Consider the following 12,079-nt stretch of genomic DNA (forward strand, 5'->3'; position numbering starts at 1 on the left):
GCAAGGCCTACGGAGGCGCCTACATCGTCATGGACTCCCAGTCCATCGGGGCCGACCTCACGTACGCCTGGCCCACCAACGAGATCGCGGTGATGGGCGCCGAAGGCGCGGCCAACGTCGTCTTCCGCCGCCAGATCGCCGAATCCGACCAACCCGACGTCACGCGTGAGCAACTCGTCAAGGAGTACAAGGCGGAGCTGATGCACCCCTACTACGCGGCCGAGCGCGGCCTCGTCGACGACGTGATCGACCCCGCCGACACCCGCTCCACGCTGATCGCCGGACTCGCGATGCTCCGCGTCAAACATGCCGACCTCCCCGCCCGCAAGCATGGGAACCCGCCGACGTGACCACGACCATGCCCGAAGCGGGCTCCACCGACCTCGTACGGGTGCTCCGGGGCAACCCCACCCCCGAGGAACTGGCGGCGGTGACCGTCATGCTGGTCACCCTCGCGTCCAGACGGGGTGAAGCGCCACCGGAGCGGCCCCCCGTCGGCGCGGCCTGGCGGCCGGGGATGCCGGCGGGCTGTTCCTTCCGATCCTGGAAGGCACACCGCTGAATGAGCGGCAGACAGTACGAGGAACGGCGCGTCGAATTCCGGATCCTCGGACCGACCGAGTTGCTGGTCGACGGCGTGCCGGTCCCGCTGACGGCCCCCAAACTCCGCACGGTGCTCGTGGCGCTGCTCCTCTCCCGCGGCCGCGTCGTCTCGGACGCGTCCCTCAGCGAGCTGCTGTGGGGCCCGTTGCCGCCCGCGACCATGGCGGCGCAGCTCTACACCTACATCTCGCGGCTGCGCCGGAGCTGTGAGCCGGGGCTCGACGTGCTGCGCGGACTGCGCGGCTACCGCCTGGACATCGGGGCGGCCGGATTCGACCTGAACCACTTCCAGCGCGCCGCCGAACGCGGGCGGCAGAGCCTGCGGGAGGGCCGGTACGCGACGGCGGCCGGCCAGCTGGCGTCCGCGCTGGCCCTGTGGCGCGGACCGGCCCTTGCGGATGTGACGGAGTCCCTGGCGGTCGCCGAACTGCCGCGCCTGGAGGAGAGCCGCCTGTCCGTCCAGGAGGACCGCATCGAGGCGGACCTGGCGATGGGCCGCCACGCCTGCGTCCTGACCGAACTGGTGGGACTGGTCGCCGAACATCCCGTACGCGAGTCCCTGCGGGGCCAGTTGATGACGGCCCTGTACCGCGTCGGCCGGCCGGCCGACGCGCTGCGCGTGTACGAGGAGGGGCGCCGCCTGCTCAAGGGCGAGCTGGGCATCGACCCCGGCGCGGTCCTGCGCGACATTCACCGGGCCGTCCTGCTGGAGAACCTCCCGGAGCCCGTCTCCCGCGCATCGGTGGCGGTGCACGCCCCGGAGGCGGAGGAGCCGCCTCCGGCCGGCGACGCGGTGGTGACGGACGACCTCTGGGGCGGACTCGTGCCCGCCATGCTGCCCATGGACGTCGGGGACTTCACGGGACGGACGGACGAGCTCGCCGAGACGCTGGCGACGCTGCGCGGACAACGGGACGGCAGACGAGGCGTCATGCTGACCGGGGCGGCGGGCATCGGCAAGTCGGCCCTCGCCATCCACGCCGGCTACGCCTGCCGGTCGGACTTCTCGCAGGGACAGCTCTACATCGACCTGCGTGAACAGGACGGCGGGCCGAAGGACCCCGTGGACGTGCTCGGCGGCTTTCTGCGGGCGCTGCTCCCCGGCCGCCACGAGCTGCCCGCGACCCTCGACGAACGCGTCCAGCTCTACCGCAGCCTCCTCGCCCAGCGCCGTGTGCTCGTCGTGCTGGACAACGCCTCGGCCGACTGGCAGGTGCGTCCGCTGCTGCCCAGCGGCGACAGCAGCCACGCCGTGGTCACCAGCCGCTGCCCGATGCCTTCTCTGGAGGGGATCCACGCGGTGCGGCTCGGACGTCTGGACGGGCCCGCGGCCCGGGCTCTGCTGGCGGGGGTCGTCGGGGAGCGGCGTGTGGCGGACGAACCCGGGCCGGTCGGCCGGGTCGTGGAGCTCTGCGACGGACTGCCGCTGGCTCTGCGGGTCTGCGCCGACCGGCTGAGGAACCACCCGGACTGGCGGGTGGCCGATCTCGTCGACAGGCTGACGTGCGAGGAGAGCCGGCTGGACCTGTTGTGCGAGGGAAGCCTGGATGTCCGGGCCAGGCTCCGTACCAGCGTCATGGAGCTCGACCCACCGTCGCGTGACGCCTTCCGCGCCCTGTCGCGCGGGGACGCCGCCCCCTTCACCACGGCCGAGGCCGCGGCCCGCCTGGGCGTTTCACGACGGCGGGCCCAGGTCCTGCTGGACGCGCTGGTCGGGGCCTGGCTGCTGGAGGCCGTTCCGGCGGACGGCGGCCGGTCGGTCCACCGGTTTCCTCCCCTGGTGGCGCTGCTCGTCCGCGAGCAGCCCCACCAGGGGTGACGGTACGCCCGGTGTCAGCCGCAGCCGCCCGCGTGCCCCCCGTCGAGGCTCGCGGCCATCACGGCTATGTCGTCCTCCAGCGTGGCGAGCGTGCCGTTGTCGACGGCCTCGATGTACATGGCCAGCAGATTGGCCCAGCGCAGACCCATATCGCCGCTCAGTGTGGGTCCCTGGAGCTCGTCGACGTTCAGCTGTTGCATGGCCGTGGTCCTCTGATTGTCCATGTTCCCCTCCTGCTCATGCGTCGGCCTGGAACGGCCGTTGTCCACGATGGGGCAGGCCCCTATGCCTTCTCTATATTCATTTCGCCGAATCACGGTCTATGCGCGTCAATTCCCCCGAGGAGGATGTATCCGGAAGGTCCTGATGTCGTCGTGTCCGGTGGCCGCGAGCGGATCGGGGTCTCAAAAAGTTGATACGGCGTTGAGAGCTCATGCCGGTCCTGCCTTCAATCGCCTCTCCAACCAAGGGAGGTAGGCAATGAAGCTGGTTCATGCATTGGCTTCCGGTGTGGCCGCGCTCGGGCTGCTCGCGGGCGCGCAGGGCGTCGCCCAGGCCGAGGAAGTTCACTCCGTGCCGAGCTGCGTGGAGGCCGACTGGACGCCGCTGCTCGGCATCCACGTCACCATCACCAACCACTGCTCCACCACTCAGCAGGTGAATGTCCAGTACTCCTTCAACGGCGCACCGTACGTTCCTGACAAGTGTCACACCATCGCGCCGGGCGCGACGGTCACGACCAGCGAACCGGTGTGGAAGGCCGGCCGGTTCGAGGGCCTCATCCCCTGCTGACGCCTCGGTGACAGGGGCCCGGGGCGGCTCGACCGGTCCCGGGCCCCTGTTCGGCTACCCCCGTTCGCCTCACCCGGGTGCCTCACCCGGATACGCGCTCTCGAACGCCGAGTGGAACAGCGCCGTGACGTCCTGCCCGGTGAGCCCCTCGGCGCGGGCCCGGTCCAGCCAGTCGGCGAGGGCGGCGCGCAGCGGTGAGCCGGGGCCGGACTGGGGCTGGGCGAGGGTGCGGGTGATGAACGTGCCCGCTCCCTGGCGCACCTCGGCGAGGCCCATGCGCTCCAGTTCGCGGTAGGCCTTGAGGGTCGTGTTGGGGTTGACCTTGGTGGTCGCGGCGACCTGGGCCGCGGTGGGCAGCCGGTCGCCCTCCTCCAGCGCGCCCATGCGCAGCGCCTGCTCGACCTGCCTGACGATCTGGAGGTAGGTCGCCACTCCACTGCGGCGGTCGATGCGGAACACGACCACGGACTTCACCTTCCGCTCGATTGCCGACACTTTACGTAGGGGAGGGACGCGTGGTCACAGCGGGCGGCGCGAGGTCCACCAGAGGGTGAACGCCGTGAGCACGACCGTTCCCGCGAGCAGGATGCCCGCCGCGGTCCACTGCATCGTCGCCATCTGTCCGTAGTCGAGGTACTCGATCACGTCGTTGACGATGCCGTGCTCCTCGATGCACGCGTTCTGCGCCTCGTCGGTCGCCTCGGCGCAGGTGCCCCAGCCGTACAGCGTGCCGTCCGCGCTGCCGACCCAGCGGTCCAGCTCGTGCACGTCGTGGAAGCGGGCCGGGAGTTCGGTGTCCTTCGGGTACGTGAACATATGCGGCGAGCCGAGCCGTACGCGGATCTCGTCCCAGACGAACACGGTGGTGACCGAGGTGAACAGGAACGTGCCCACCATGGCCGGGAGCATCCGGCGGACCAGGGCGCCGATGGTGACGCCGGCCGCGGTGAGGAAGAGGAGGAAGGCGGGGAGGACGGGGCCGGTGTTGTCGAAGATGACGCCGTCGATCCACTCGCTGAGGAAGAGCGAGCGGTGCGGCTTCCACCACCAGGTGAACAGCGCCGAGAGCGCCAGGCCGGAGATCAGCGCGAGGCCGTAGGCCAGGCCCAGCTTGGTGATCAGCCACTGGCGGCGGGTCACGGACTGGGTGGTGACGAGCTGTGCGGTGCCGCTCTCCTGGTCGCCCGCGATCAGCGGGGCGCCGACGAAGACGGCGAGGATCAGCGGCAGGCTGTTGATGACGTTGGTGATGTACTCGTAGCCGCGGTTGTTCTCCATCGGCCGGCCGGGGTCCTTCTCCGGCCAGCCCCTGGCGTCGAGCAGCTGCACCAGCTCATGGCGCTCGTACGCGATCCAGAGGGCGGTGAACAGCGTGAGGCCGAGGACGCAGGCCAGCGCGATCCGGTGCTGGCGGACGACGAGCCAGGGGAGGCCGCGCAACAGACGGCGTCCGGAGCCGAGTTCGGAGGGCTTCCCGGGCTCCCCGGGCTTCTCGGTGAGGGTGGTGGTGCTGCTCATGCTGCCTGGGTCCCTTCGGCGTCGACGCGGGCGCCCTGGGTGTAGAGCGAGGGCGCGTCGGGGGAGCGGAGATGGGCGAGGAGGACTTCCTCCAGCGAGGGTTCGGCCCGCTCCCAGTCGGCCGGGAGCGGGCCTCCGGGGCGGATCATCGCCTGGAACTGCCGCCCCTGGACGCGGGATTCGACGACGGTGTGGCCGGCCAGCTCGGGCGGCAGCGAGCCGTCCCGGGACACCCCGGTGACCAGGGTGTGCGCCGGTACGAGCGCGTCGGCGTCACCGGCCATGCGGATCCGGCCCTCGGAGACCACCAGCAGGTAGTCGCACATGTCCTCCAGCTCGGTCAGCAGGTGCGAGGACATCACCACCGTGGTGCCGCGCTCGACGGCCTCCGCCATCAGCAGGGTGCTCATCTCGTCCCGGGCCAGCGGGTCGAGGTCCGACATCGGCTCGTCCAGGAGGAGCAGGTCGGGCCGCTTGCCGAAGGCGAGCGCGAAGGCCACCCGGGTGCGCTGGCCGCCGGAGAGCGTGCCCACCTTCGCGTCCCCCGGGACGTTGCCCGCGCGGACGATCCGCTCCGCCGCGGCCGCGTCCCAGCCGGGGTTCAGCTCGGCGCCCATGCGCAGCGTCTCGGCCACGGTGAACCGCTTGAACAGCGGCTTGTCCTGGCCGAGGAACGCGACCTGGGGCAGCACGGCGGGGTCGTCGACCGGTACGCCGAAGACGCGCAGCTCGCCGGTGGTCGGCTGCACCTGGCGGGTCGCCAGCCCGAGCAGGGTGCTCTTGCCGGCCCCGTTCGGGCCGACCAGACCGCAGATGCGGCCGGCCGGAATCCGGAAGGAGCAGTCACGCAGCGCCCAGCCGCGCCGGTAGCGCTTGCCCAGGCCGCGGGCCTCCAGTGCCCAGTTGCCGGACGTCGCGTTCGGGGTGCTCGTGTCTGCCACGCGCCTCACCTCGGTTCCGTGATCCGTGATCGTGATTCCATGAATCAATTAATGGAATCATGGAGTCGTGAGGGAATGACTGTCAAGCCGGGGTGGCGGGGTGCGTGTGCGTCCACGGGGCCGGGGCGAGCACGCTCGTGCTCCCTCCGTCCAGGGCTTAGGCTCGCCCCATGGGCAGTCACCCGGAACGTCTTCCGAATCCGACCACCCCGGCCGGCCGCGAGGGGCTCGACGCCGTTCTCGCCCGGCCCGACCGCGCGGTCGTCGCGCTCGACTTCGACGGCACCCTCGCCGACATCGTCCCGGACCCCGAGCAGGCCCGCGCCCACCCCGGCACCGTCGATGCGCTCGCCGCGCTCGCGCCGAAGGTCGCCGCCATCGCCGTGATCACCGGCCGCCCGGCGGGCGTCGCCGTGCGCTACGGCGGCTTCGCGGGCGTCCCCGGTCTGGAGCACCTCGTCGTGCTCGGACATTACGGGGCCGAGCGCTGGGACGCCGTGACCGGTACGGTCCGCGCCCCCGCCCCGCATCCGGGCGTCGCGGCGGTGCGCGCCGAACTCCCGGGCGTACTCCACGACGTCGGGGCCTGGAACGGCACCTGGATCGAGGAGAAGGGGCAGGCGCTCGCCGTCCACACCCGGCGGGCCCAGGATCCGCAGGCGGCCTTCGAGTCGCTGCGCGGGCCCCTCGGCGAGCTGGCCGCCCAGCACGGGCTGATCGTCGAACCGGGGCGGCTGGTGCTGGAGTTGCGCCCGCCCGGCATGGACAAGGGGGTCGCGCTCGCCGGGTTCGTCGCGGGGCTGGACGCGGAGTCCGTGATCTACGCGGGCGACGACCTCGGGGACCTCGCCGCGTTCGCCGCGGTGGAGAAGCTGCGCAGCGAGGGCCCGGACGGCATCCCCGGCCTCCTGGTGTGCAGCGGCAGCGCCGAGGTGCCCGAACTGGCCGAACGCGCCGACCTGTCGGTACCGGGGCCGGCCGCGGTGGTGGACTTCCTGGCAGCCCTGGCGGACCGCCTGTAGACCCGACCGGGCGGCGGCCCCGGCGGACCGTCCGTGGACCCGACCGGGCGGCGGCCCCGGCCCGGCGGCTGTCCGGCGGAAAGGAGGCTCACCCCTCCCGCAGCGCCTCCAGCTGGTCCAGGAACCACCGCTGCGGCGGGAGCGCGGTCGCCGCCTCCGCCAGCCGCTTCGTGCGGCCCGCCCGCTCGTCGCCGCTCATCGTCAACGCCTCGTGCAGCGCCTCCGCCGTGCCCGTCACGTCGTACGGGTTCACCACGATCGCGTCCTCGCCCAGCTCCTCGTACGCCCCCGCCTCCCGCGACAGCACCAGCGCGCAGCCGTGGTCCGAGACGACGGGGACCTCCTTGGCGACCAGGTTCATGCCGTCGCGGATCGGGTTGACCAGGGCCACGTCCGCCAGCCGGTACGCGGCCAGCGAGCGGGCGAAGTCGTCCTTGACGTGGAGGACGACAGGCGTCCAACTCTCCGTCCCGTACGCCCCGTTGATCTCCGTGGCCAGTGACTGGACCGCCGCCGTGTAGTCCCGGTAGACGGCGAGGTCCTGGCGGGAGGGGTAGGCGAAGGCGATGTGGACGACGCGCTCGCGCCACTCGGGGCGGGTCTCCAGCAGCGTGCGGTACGCGTGCAGGCCGCGCACGATGTTCTTGGACAGCTCCGTGCGGTCCACCCGCACGATCGTCTTCCGGTTCTCGCCCACCTGCTCGCGCAGCGCCGCCATCCGCTCGTCCACGTCCGCCTCGTGCGAGCGGCCGCGCAGGAAGTCCGCGTCGGCCCCGAGCCCGTGCACCCCGATCCTGGTCCGGCCCGTGCCGCCGAGGATCTCCGTACAGCAGCCGATGAACGCGTCCGACCAGCGGCGGGTCAGGAACGCGGCCCGGTCCGCGCCGAGGATGCCGCGCAGCAGCTGCTCGGCGATGTCGTCGGGCAGCAGCCGGAAGTAGTCCACCGGGGCCCACGGGGTGTGCGAGAAGTGGCCGATCCGCAGGTCCGGGCGCAGCTCGCGGAGCATGCCGGGGACCAGGGCCAGGTGGTAGTCCTGCACGAGGACGGCCGCCCCCGGGCCCGCCTCCTGGGCCAGCGCCTCGGCGAAGGCCCGGTTGTACGTCTCGTACGCCGCCCACTGCCGCCGGAACTCCGCGTCGAAGACCGGCTCCACAGGGGTCTGGTACAGCAGGTGGTGGACGAACCACAGCACCGAGTTCGCGATCCCGTTGTACGCGTCGGCGTGCACCTCGGCGTCGATGTCGAGCATCCGTACGCCCGGCTCGCCGATCCCGCGCCGCACCGCCTCGCGGTCCCCGTCACCGAGGGCCGCGCAGACCCACAGCTTGTCGTCGACGGCGCTCAGCCCGGAGACGAGACCGCCGCCGCCGCGCTTGGCGCCGAGCGTCCCGTCCTCGCCGAGCGTGTACGTGATCGGGCCGCGGTTGGACGCGACGAGAACCTGGGCATTCGAGGAAGACGTGTACGCGGAGACCATGTAGCGGAACCTAGCCCGTGACGGAAGCCGCCAAACGCGCGCTCGGAGGACCGGTCACCGACACCACGCCGCCCACCGCGCCCGCGTACGCCTCACGCCGCCCACCGCTCCGCGTACTCCGCGATCTCCCGCATCGGCGGCCGCTCCTCCGTGTCCACCGCATGGGTGCGCGGTACGAAACCGTCCTCGACGCGCTCGAACTGGGTCAGCACCGGCCGCACCAGATGGCCCCGGGAGAGCCGCAGCTGGGCCGTGCGGTAGATCGCCGCCGCCATCCGGCCCAGCGCCTGACCGTCCTGGTGGCGGTGGACGCGTACGCCGACGTCGACCTGGCCCAGCGCGTCCAGGCCCACCGTGTGCAGCGCGTCCACGAGCAGCCCCAGCTCCACTCCGTAACCGACCGGGAACGGCAGCCGCTCCAGCAGGGACCGCCGCACCGCGTACTCGCCGCCCAGCGGCTGTACGAAACCGGCCAGCTGCGGCCAGTGCAGATTGAGCAGCGGGCGTGCCACCAGTTCAGTGACCCGGCCGCCCTGACCTGCGCTGCCGCCGAGCGGGCGGTCGTACATCGCCTTGACGAACTGGACCGTGGGATCGGTGAGCAGCGGGCCGACCGTGCCCGAGACGAAGTCCGCCGAGAAGTCCTTGAGGTCGGCGTCCACGAAGCAGACGATCTCGCCGCTGGTCACCAGGAGTGAGCGCCACAGCACCTCGCCCTTGCCGGGCACGGCCGGGATCCGGGGCAGGATCGCGTCCCGGTGGACCACGCGCGCGCCCGCCGCCCGGGCCACCGCCGCGGTGGCGTCGGTGGAGCCGGAGTCGATCACCACGAGCTCGTCGACCAGCCGGACCTTCTCCATCAGCTCGCGGCGGATCACCGCCACGATCGCCCCGACCGTGGCCTCCTCGTTCAGCGCGGGCAGAACCACGCTCACGGACGTACGGCGCGGGTCGGCGGCCCGGGCGTCGGTGAGCCGGTTGAGCGGGCGGTCGCCGGACGACCAGGAACGCCTGGTCAGCCAGCGTTCCACCTCTTCGAGCACGGTCGGCACTCCCTGTGTGTGATCCATCTCGCGGTTCGGACGACTATCTCAACGGTCCGGTGCTTCGGTTACAGTCTTGAACAACGCGGATGACCGTCGCATGTCGGGGTCGGAGCGCACATAAACGCCTGGATCGAAGATCCAGCGCCATAGAGCTCATCCAGAGGGACTGAGGGAACGGCCCGTTGAAGTCCCGGCAACCCTCCTGCCGACCGCGAGGTCACGGTGGGGAAGGTGCCAATTCCGTCTTGCGGCGAAATGCGTCGCGAGGAAGATGAGGAGAAAGGGCCTCCGCCATCATGGCTGTTCAGACCATTGCAGGTAATGCCACCACCGCCCCCGTGGACCTCGGTCCCGCCGCGGCGCTTTCCTGCCGCGAGTGCGGCGAGCGTTTCGAGCTCGGCCCCCTCTTCGCCTGTGCGTCCTGTTTCGGCCCCCTCGAAGTGGCCTACGACCTGCCCACCGGCTCCCCCGAGGAACTGCGCAAGCGCATCGAGGCCGGTCCGGACAACATCTGGCGCTATGCCCCGCTGCTGCCCGTCCCCGCCGACGTCGCGGACAAGCCCAACCTGAACCCCGGCTTCACCAAGCTGGTCAAGGCCGACAACCTCGCCCGTGAGCTGGGCGTCACCGGCGGCCTGTACGTGAAGGACGACTCCGGCAACCCGACGCACTCCTTCAAGGACCGCGTCGTCGCGATCGCCGTCGAGGCCGCCCGCGCCTTCGGTTTCACCACCCTCTCCTGCTCCTCCACGGGCAACCTGGCCGGAGCCGTCGGCGCCGCCGCCGCCCGCGCCGGACTGCGCTCCTGCGTGTTCATCCCGCACGACCTGGAGCAGGGCAAGGTCGTCATGGCCGCGGTGTACGGCGGCGAGCTGGTCGGCATCGAGGGCAACTACGACGACGTCAACCGCTTCTGCTCCGAGCTCATCGGCGACCCGCTCGGCGAGGGCTGGGGCTTCGTCAACGTCAACCTCCGCCCGTACTACGGCGAGGGCTCCAAGACGCTGGCGTACGAGATCTGCGAGCAGCTCGGCTGGCGGCTGCCCGATCAGATCGTCATCCCGATCGCGTCCGGCTCGCAGCTCACGAAGATCGACAAGGGGCTCCAGGAGCTGATCAAGCTCGGTCTGGTCGAGGACAAGCCGTACAAGATCTTCGGCGCCCAGGCCGAGGGCTGCTCCCCGGTCTCCGCCGCCTTCAAGGGCGGGCACGACGTCGTCCGCCCCCAGAAGCCGAACACCATCGCCAAGTCGCTGGCCATCGGCAACCCGGCCGACGGCCCCTACGTCCTCGACATCGCCCGGCGCACCGGCGGCGCGGTGGAGGACGTCACCGACGAGCAGGTCGTCGACGCGATCAAGCTGCTGGCCCGCACCGAGGGCATCTTCGGCGAGACGGCGGGCGGGGTGACGCTCGGCGTGACGAAGAAGCTCATCGAGGCCGGCGTCATCGACCCGGCGCTCACCACCGTCGTCGTCAACACCGGCGACGGCCTCAAGACGCTCGACGCGGTCTCCGCCACCTCGCAGGCCACGGCCACCATCAGGCCGAGCCTGGAGGCGTTCCGCGCCGCGGGCCTCGGCACCGCCTGACGACCACCCCGTACCGAAGGAAGAAGGGCACCACCATGAGCGTCAAGGTCCGCATCCCCACCATCCTCCGCACGTACACGGGCGGCCAGGCCGAGGTCACGGCGGAGGGCGCGAAGCTCTCCGAGGTCATCGAGTCCCTGGAGAAGGACTACCCGGGCATCGCCGCCCGCGTCCTGGACGACCAGGGCAAGCTGCGCCGCTTCGTGAACGTGTACGTGAACGACGACGACGTGCGCTTCGAGGGGGGCCTGGACGCGGCCACTCCCGACGGCGCGGGCGTCTCGATCATCCCCGCGGTGGCCGGCGGCTGCTGATCCGACAGCCGTCCAGCGCACGACCGTTGCCCCCTCCGCGAGAGAAGCGGAGGGGGCAATTCTGCATGGTTGAGCGCGGTACAGTTGGGGAAGCCCCATCCGCTGCCCGTGCCGCCCGCATATGAGAATGCGCCCGGCTCCGATAAGAAGCAGCCAAAGTACCTGAACCTCTTGCGGCATAAGTGGCGTTTGCCTGGCCCGACTTGCCCGTAAATCTCAGCAAACCCGCATATTCGCGTGTTCCGCTGTGCTCAGAATTCTCGTCCGATTGACCTGTTGCAGAGGGCAGTTGGGCGGATACATTCGGCCGCGGTCGACGCGCTGCGGCGCCGCGCACCCTCTCCTGTCGGAGGGTGAGTTCCGACCCGGGCCCGCGAAGTGCGGTCCCGTGCAAGGGCCAGTAATAGGGGAGTTGGGCATGGCTCAGGGCACCGTCAAGTGGTTCAACGCGGAGAAGGGGTACGGCTTCATCGCGGTCGACGGTGGTGCGGATGTTTTCGTCCACTACAGCGCGATCCAGATGGACGGGTACCGCACCCTCGAAGAGGGTCAGCGAGTTGAATTCGAGATCTCGCAGGGCCAGAAGGGGCCCCAGGCCGACATGGTCAAGCTCGCCGTCGGCTGAGCTCGGCGCGGTCGTCCGACGACACCACTCACGCACGTAGGGCCCGACCCCTGGAATTCGCCATCAGGGGATCGGGCCTTACGCGCGTCCCGGGGGCGAGGACGGGCGTGCGCCCGGGGTGCGTGGGCGTACGTGCGCCCCGGGGTGCGAGGACGTGCGTACGGCCGCGCTCCGCGCCCTCGACCGCATGGCTGGCACCAGTGAGAGGCGCTTGCACTCTCGGGGGTCGAGTGCTAATCATTGGCGTTAGCACTCTCCAGGTGAGAGTGACAGAACTTGGACCGGGCCGGTGAGGCCCGCAGGTGCGACGGGGCAAGGAACCGTCGC

Annotated in this window: 14 protein-coding genes and 1 riboswitch; of the genes, 8 read left to right on the forward strand and 6 right to left on the reverse strand. The window is 71.0% G+C overall.

The features are described 5' to 3' along the window. The 3 genes from IE145_RS28950 to IE145_RS28960 form a co-directional block, all read left to right on the forward strand. Positions 1–350, forward strand: a 350-nt coding sequence (locus IE145_RS28950) for a carboxyl transferase domain-containing protein (RefSeq protein WP_308427839.1), incomplete at its 5' end; no start/stop codon positions are given. Further along, positions 347–562 (forward strand): acyl-CoA carboxylase subunit epsilon, encoded by a 216-nt coding sequence (locus IE145_RS28955; protein WP_229825931.1) that lies wholly within the window; start codon positions 347–349, stop codon positions 560–562. The genes IE145_RS28950 and IE145_RS28955, both read left to right, overlap by 4 nt. Beyond that, positions 563–2,422, forward strand: a complete 1,860-nt coding sequence (locus IE145_RS28960) for an AfsR/SARP family transcriptional regulator (RefSeq protein WP_189528393.1) — start codon at positions 563–565, stop codon at positions 2,420–2,422. It abuts the gene before it with no gap. A gap of 14 nt (positions 2,423–2,436) precedes the next feature. Here IE145_RS28960 and IE145_RS28965 read toward each other — a convergent pair whose 3' ends face one another. Continuing rightward, positions 2,437–2,646: a hypothetical protein gene (locus IE145_RS28965; RefSeq protein ID WP_093444886.1), complete on the reverse strand. Its 210-nt coding sequence runs from the start codon at positions 2,644–2,646 to the stop codon at positions 2,437–2,439. A 256-nt stretch (positions 2,647–2,902) separates the two neighbouring features. On the opposite strand from IE145_RS28965, the gene IE145_RS28970 reads away from it, so the two are divergent. Beyond that, positions 2,903–3,214 (forward strand): alpha-amylase inhibitor, encoded by a 312-nt coding sequence (locus IE145_RS28970; RefSeq protein WP_189528394.1) that lies wholly within the window; start codon positions 2,903–2,905, stop codon positions 3,212–3,214. Positions 3,215–3,283: 69 nt separating this feature from the next. Here the strand turns inward: IE145_RS28970 and IE145_RS28975 are convergent, their stop codons facing one another. The 3 genes from IE145_RS28975 to IE145_RS28985 are packed head-to-tail and all read right to left on the reverse strand — an operon-like array spanning position 3,284 to position 5,673. Beyond that, on the reverse strand, positions 3,284–3,688 hold the full coding sequence (locus tag IE145_RS28975) for a GntR family transcriptional regulator (protein ID WP_189528437.1): 405 nt from the start codon (positions 3,686–3,688) through the stop codon (positions 3,284–3,286). Between the two features lie 45 nt (positions 3,689–3,733). Beyond that, positions 3,734–4,732 carry an ABC transporter permease gene (locus IE145_RS28980; RefSeq protein WP_189528395.1) on the reverse strand — a complete coding sequence of 333 codons (999 nt, stop codon included), beginning with the start codon at positions 4,730–4,732 and terminating at the stop codon, positions 3,734–3,736. Then, on the reverse strand, positions 4,729–5,673 hold the full coding sequence (locus IE145_RS28985) for an ABC transporter ATP-binding protein (protein WP_189528396.1): 945 nt from the start codon (positions 5,671–5,673) through the stop codon (positions 4,729–4,731). The genes IE145_RS28980 and IE145_RS28985 overlap by 4 nt, the downstream gene beginning before the upstream one ends. Positions 5,674–5,843: 170 nt before the next feature. On the opposite strand from IE145_RS28985, the gene otsB reads away from it, so the two are divergent. Beyond that, positions 5,844–6,695 carry a trehalose-phosphatase gene (gene otsB, locus IE145_RS28990; RefSeq protein WP_189528397.1) on the forward strand — a complete coding sequence of 284 codons (852 nt, stop codon included), beginning with the start codon at positions 5,844–5,846 and terminating at the stop codon, positions 6,693–6,695. An 88-nt stretch (positions 6,696–6,783) separates the two neighbouring features. Here otsB and IE145_RS28995 read toward each other — a convergent pair whose 3' ends face one another. Next, positions 6,784–8,175, reverse strand: a complete 1,392-nt coding sequence (locus IE145_RS28995; protein ID WP_189528398.1) for an alpha,alpha-trehalose-phosphate synthase (UDP-forming) — start codon at positions 8,173–8,175, stop codon at positions 6,784–6,786. A gap of 92 nt (positions 8,176–8,267) precedes the next feature. Continuing rightward, positions 8,268–9,218, reverse strand: a complete 951-nt coding sequence (locus tag IE145_RS29000; protein ID WP_189528438.1) for a glucosyl-3-phosphoglycerate synthase — start codon at positions 9,216–9,218, stop codon at positions 8,268–8,270. A gap of 153 nt (positions 9,219–9,371) precedes the next feature. Further along, positions 9,372–9,499, forward strand: a riboswitch (SAM riboswitch). Between the two features lie 18 nt (positions 9,500–9,517). Here IE145_RS29000 and thrC point away from each other — a divergent pair. The 3 genes from thrC (at position 9,518) to IE145_RS29015 (ending at position 11,752) form a co-directional block, all read left to right on the forward strand. Further along, complete coding sequence (gene thrC, locus IE145_RS29005; protein WP_189528399.1) at positions 9,518–10,813, forward strand: threonine synthase; 1,296 nt, start codon at positions 9,518–9,520, stop codon at positions 10,811–10,813. A gap of 35 nt (positions 10,814–10,848) precedes the next feature. Further along, positions 10,849–11,127 (forward strand): MoaD/ThiS family protein, encoded by a 279-nt coding sequence (locus tag IE145_RS29010; protein WP_189528400.1) that lies wholly within the window; start codon positions 10,849–10,851, stop codon positions 11,125–11,127. Positions 11,128–11,545: 418 nt separating this feature from the next. After that, the gene (locus IE145_RS29015; protein ID WP_003967346.1) at positions 11,546–11,752 is read left to right on the forward strand and encodes a cold-shock protein; all 207 of its coding nucleotides are present in this window, start codon (positions 11,546–11,548) and stop codon (positions 11,750–11,752) included. Positions 11,753–12,079: the final 327 nt, after the last annotated feature.

This window comes from Streptomyces sindenensis (assembly GCF_014649035.1).
GTDB classification, from domain to species: domain Bacteria; phylum Actinomycetota; class Actinomycetes; order Streptomycetales; family Streptomycetaceae; genus Streptomyces; species Streptomyces sindenensis.